The sequence below is a fragment of the Staphylococcus sp. GDY8P196P genome (assembly GCF_017891705.1).
Taxonomy (GTDB): Bacteria; Bacillota; Bacilli; order Staphylococcales; family Staphylococcaceae; genus Staphylococcus; species Staphylococcus ureilyticus.
On the sequence record NZ_JAESJS010000002.1, the window covers coordinates 1 to 4630 of the forward strand.

Sequence of the window (4630 nt, forward strand, 5' to 3'; positions counted from 1 at the left end):
AAAATGTTGTTATATCGGAGCGTGATTATAAAAACTTAGTGACTGCTGCGAGAGATAACGATAGGTTAAAACAGCATGTTAGAAATCTCATGAGTACTGATATGGCGAGAGAATATAAAAAATTAAGTAAAGAACATGGGCAAGTTAAAGAAAAATATAGTGGTCTTGTAGAGCGATTTAATGAAAATGTAAATGATTATAATGAGTTGCTTGAAGAAAACAAGTCTTTAAAGTCTAAAATAAGCGATTTAAAGCGTGATGTGAGTTTAATCTATGAAAGCACTAAGGAATTCCTTAAGGAACGTACAGACGGCTTAAAAGCCTTTAAAAACGTTTTTAAGGGGTTTGTAGACAAGGTAAAGGATAAAACAGCACAATTCCAAGAAAAACACGATTTAGAACCTAAAAAGAACGAATTTGAACTAACTCATAACCGAGAGGTAAAAAAAGAACGAAGTCGAGATCAGGGAATGAGTTTATAAAATAAAAAAAGCACCTGAAAAGGTGTCTTTTTTTGATGGTTTTGAACTTGTTCTTTCTTATCTTGATACATATAGAAATAACGTCATTTTTATTTTAGTTGCTGAAAGGTGCGTTGAAGTGTTGGTATGTATGTGTTTTAAAGTATTGAAAACCCTTAAAATTGGTTGCACAGAAAAACCCCATCTGTTAAAGTTATAAGTGACCAAACAAATAACTAAATAGATGGGGGTTTCTTTTAATATTATGTGTCCTAATAGTAGCATTTATTCAGATGAAAAATCAAGGGTTTTAGTGGACAAGACAAAAAGTGGAAAAGTGAGACCATGGAGAGAAAAGAAAATCGCTAATGTTGATTACTTTGAACTTCTGCATATTCTTGAATTTAAAAAGGCTGAAAGAGTAAAAGATTGTGCTGAAATATTAGAGTATAAACAAAATCGTGAAACAGGCGAAAGAAAGTTGTATCGAGTGTGGTTTTGTAAATCCAGGCTTTGTCCAATGTGCAACTGGAGAAGAGCAATGAAACATGGCATTCAGTCACAAAAGGTTGTTGCTGAAGTTATTAAACAAAAGCCAACAGTTCGTTGGTTGTTTCTCACATTAACAGTTAAAAATGTTTATGATGGCGAAGAATTAAATAAGAGTTTGTCAGATATGGCTCAAGGATTTCGCCGAATGATGCAATATAAAAAAATTAATAAAAATCTTGTTGGTTTTATGCGTGCAACGGAAGTGACAATAAATAATAAAGATAATTCTTATAATCAGCACATGCATGTATTGGTATGTGTGGAACCAACTTATTTTAAGAATACAGAAAACTACGTGAATCAAAAACAATGGATTCAATTTTGGAAAAAGGCAATGAAATTAGACTATGATCCAAATGTAAAAGTTCAAATGATTCGACCGAAAAATAAATATAAATCGGATATACAATCGGCAATTGACGAAACTGCAAAATATCCTGTAAAGGATACGGATTTTATGACCGATGATGAAGAAAAGAATTTGAAACGTTTGTCTGATTTGGAGGAAGGTTTACACCGTAAAAGGTTAATCTCCTATGGTGGTTTGTTAAAAGAAATACATAAAAAATTAAACCTTGATGACACAGAAGAAGGCGATTTGATTCATACAGATGATGACGAAAAAGCCGATGAAGATGGATTTTCTATTATTGCAATGTGGAATTGGGAACGGAAAAATTATTTTATTAAAGAGTAGTTCAACAAACGGGCCATATTGTTGTATAAGTGATGAAATACTGAATTTAAAACTTAGTTTATATGTGGTAAAATGTTTTAATCAAGTTTAGGAGGAATTAATTATGAAGTGTAATGAATGTAACAGGGTTCAATTAAAAGAGGGAAGCGTATCATTAACCCTATAAACTACGTCTGCCCTCATTATTGGAGGGTGAAATGTGAATACATCCTATTCACAATCGAATTTACGACACAACCAAATTTTAATTTGGCTTTGCATTTTATCTTTTTTTAGCGTATTAAATGAAATGGTTTTGAACGTCTCATTACCTGATATTGCAAATGATTTTAATAAACCACCTGCGAGTACAAACTGGGTGAACACAGCCTTTATGTTAACCTTTTCCATTGGAACAGCTGTATATGGAAAGCTATCTGATCAATTAGGCATCAAAAGGTTACTCCTATTTGGAATTATAATAAATTGTTTCGGGTCGGTAATTGGGTTTGTTGGCCATTCTTTCTTTTCCTTACTTATTATGGCTCGTTTTATTCAAGGGGCTGGTGCAGCTGCATTTCCAGCACTCGTAATGGTTGTAGTTGCGCGCTATATTCCAAAGGAAAATAGGGGTAAAGCATTTGGTCTTATTGGATCGATAGTAGCCATGGGAGAAGGAGTCGGTCCAGCGATTGGTGGAATGATAGCCCATTATATTCATTGGTCCTATCTTCTACTCATTCCTATGATAACAATTATCACTGTTCCGTTTCTTATGAAATTATTAAAGAAAGAAGTAAGGATAAAAGGTCATTTTGATATCAAAGGAATTATACTAATGTCTGTAGGCATTGTATTTTTTATGTTGTTTACAACATCATATAGCATTTCTTTTCTTATCGTTAGCGTGCTGTCATTCCTGATATTTGTAAAACATATCAGGAAAGTAACAGATCCTTTTGTTGATCCCGGATTAGGGAAAAATATACCTTTTATGATTGGAGTTCTTTGTGGGGGAATTATATTTGGAACAGTAGCAGGGTTTGTCTCTATGGTTCCTTATATGATGAAAGATGTTCACCAGCTAAGTACTGCCGAAATCGGAAGTGTAATTATTTTCCCTGGAACAATGAGTGTCATTATTTTCGGCTACATTGGTGGGATACTTGTTGATAGAAGAGGTCCTTTATACGTGTTAAACATCGGAGTTACATTTCTTTCTGTTAGCTTTTTAACTGCTTCCTTTCTTTTAGAAACAACATCATGGTTCATGACAATTATAATCGTATTTGTTTTAGGTGGGCTTTCGTTCACCAAAACAGTTATATCAACAATTGTTTCAAGTAGCTTGAAACAGCAGGAAGCTGGTGCTGGAATGAGTTTGCTTAACTTTACCAGCTTTTTATCAGAGGGAACAGGTATTGCAATTGTAGGTGGTTTATTATCCATACCCTTACTTGATCAAAGGTTGTTACCTATGGAAGTTGATCAGTCAACTTATCTGTATAGTAATTTGTTATTACTTTTTTCAGGAATCATTGTCATTAGTTGGCTGGTTACCTTGAATGTATATAAACATTCTCAAAGGGATTTCTAAATCGTTAAGGGATCAACTTTGGGAGAGAGTTCAAAATTGATCCTTTTTTTATAACAGGAATTCAAATCTTTTTGTTCCATTAAAGGGCGCGATTGCTGAATAAAAGATACGAGAGACCTCTCTTGTATCTTTTTTATTTTGAGTGGTTTTGTCCGTTACACTAGAAAACCGAAAGACAATAAAAATTTTATTCTTGCTGAGTCTGGCTTTCGGTAAGCTAGACAAAACGGACAAAATAAAAATTGGCAAGGGTTTAAAGGTGGAGATTTTTTGAGTGATCTTCTCAAAAAATACTACCTGTCCCTTGCTGATTTTTAAACGAGCACGAGAGCAAAACCCCCCTTTGCTGAGGTGGCAGAGGGCAGGTTTTTTTGTTTCTTTTTTCTCGTAAAAAAAAGAAAGGTCTTAAAGGTTTTATGGTTTTGGTCGGCACTGCCGACAGCCTCGCAGAGCACACACTTTATGAATATAAAGTATAGTGTGTTATACTTTACTTGGAAGTGGTTGCCGGAAAGAGCGAAAATGCCTCACATTTGTGCCACCTAAAAAGGAGCGATTTACATATGAGTTATGCAGTTTGTAGAATGCAAAAAGTGAAATCAGCTGGACTAAAAGGCATGCAATTTCATAATCAAAGAGAGCGAAAAAGTAGAACGAATGATGATATTGACCATGAGCGAACACGTGAAAATTATGATTTGAAAAATGATAAAAATATTGATTACAACGAACGTGTCAAAGAAATTATTGAATCACAAAAAACAGGTACAAGAAAAACGAGGAAAGATGCTGTTCTTGTAAATGAGTTGCTAGTAACATCTGACCGAGATTTTTTTGAGCAACTGGATCCAGGAGAACAAAAACGATTTTTTGAGGAAAGTTATAAATTATTTTCCGAACGATATGGCAAGCAAAATATTGCTTATGCAACAGTTCATAATGATGAGCAAACCCCTCACATGCATTTAGGTGTTGTGCCTATGCGTGATGGAAAACTGCAAGGAAAAAATGTGTTTAATCGTCAAGAACTGTTATGGCTACAAGATAAATTCCCCGAGCATATGAAAAAACAGGGTTTTGAGTTGAAGCGTGGTGAACGTGGCTCTGACCGTAAACATATTGAGACAGCTAAATTTAAAAAACAAACTTTGGAAAAAGAGATTGATTTTCTAGAAAAAAATTTAGCAGTTAAAAAAGATGAATGGACTGCTTATAGCGATAAAGTTAAATCAGATTTAGAAGTACCAGCGAAACGACACATGAAAAGTGTTGAAGTGCCAACGGGTGAAAAGTCCATGTTTGGTTTGGGAAAAGAAATAATGACAGAAAAGAAACCAACCAAAA

General features: G+C 34.2%; 4 protein-coding genes and 1 pseudogene. All 5 read left to right on the forward strand.

What is annotated here, in order from left to right:
• A pseudogene (locus tag KA814_RS00045) lies at positions 1 to 482 on the forward strand (MobV family relaxase); the annotation flags it as partial.
• 244 nt (positions 483 to 726) lie between these two features.
• Positions 727 to 1710, forward strand: coding sequence for a protein rep (locus KA814_RS00050; RefSeq protein WP_000336291.1), 984 nt, complete (start codon positions 727 to 729; stop codon positions 1708 to 1710).
• Positions 1711 to 1813: 103 nt separating this feature from the next.
• Positions 1814 to 1876 carry a tetracycline resistance efflux system leader peptide gene (locus KA814_RS13805; protein WP_012779615.1) on the forward strand — a complete coding sequence of 21 codons (63 nt, stop codon included), beginning with the start codon at positions 1814 to 1816 and terminating at the stop codon, positions 1874 to 1876.
• A gap of 33 nt (positions 1877 to 1909) precedes the next feature.
• Positions 1910 to 3286: a tetracycline efflux MFS transporter Tet(L) gene (gene tet(L) / locus KA814_RS00060; RefSeq protein WP_001574277.1), complete on the forward strand. Its 1377-nt coding sequence runs from the start codon at positions 1910 to 1912 to the stop codon at positions 3284 to 3286.
• Positions 3287 to 3849: 563 nt separating this feature from the next.
• Positions 3850 to 4630: MobV family relaxase (gene mobV / locus KA814_RS00065; RefSeq protein ID WP_210122633.1), on the forward strand; the 781-nt coding region annotated here is incomplete at its 3' end.